Below are 326 nucleotides of genomic sequence, written 5' to 3' on the forward strand. Positions count from 1 at the left end.
CTGGCACGCAGATAGAGTTCGTCTTTATTAATTAAGGCAAAAACCACACTTTCTACAGCCAGGGCATAGCCTCCGAACTGGGTGCGCGACTCTATTGTTCCTAATGGGGCCAGGCGCGCTCTGGAGCGCTCTACAACCGGATTCACCTTTTTCATTGCACCACCTCCATGTAAGAAATATATCGTAAATTACCTTGGGTATCAGGTAATTAGAAGATAAAAAAAAGCGTCAACGGGTTCAATGAATAAATAGCGTTTCAACTAATCTTGTCGCGATTTTGCGAGGCGTTTTCAGAAATTTGGGTTGATCTTTATCCAGGATGACAG

Annotated in this window: 1 protein-coding gene; it reads right to left on the reverse strand. The window is 43.9% G+C overall.

Translation table 11 applies throughout. The features are described 5' to 3' along the window. Nucleotides 1-155, reverse strand: a 155-nt coding sequence (locus tag SB765_RS28660) for a TfoX/Sxy family protein (RefSeq protein WP_410932362.1), incomplete at its 3' end; no start/stop codon positions are given. Nucleotides 156-326 lie beyond the last annotated feature (171 nt).

Source organism: Pseudomonas sp. SIMBA_067, assembly GCF_046534675.1.
GTDB lineage: Bacteria > Pseudomonadota > Gammaproteobacteria > Pseudomonadales > Pseudomonadaceae > Aquipseudomonas > Aquipseudomonas putida.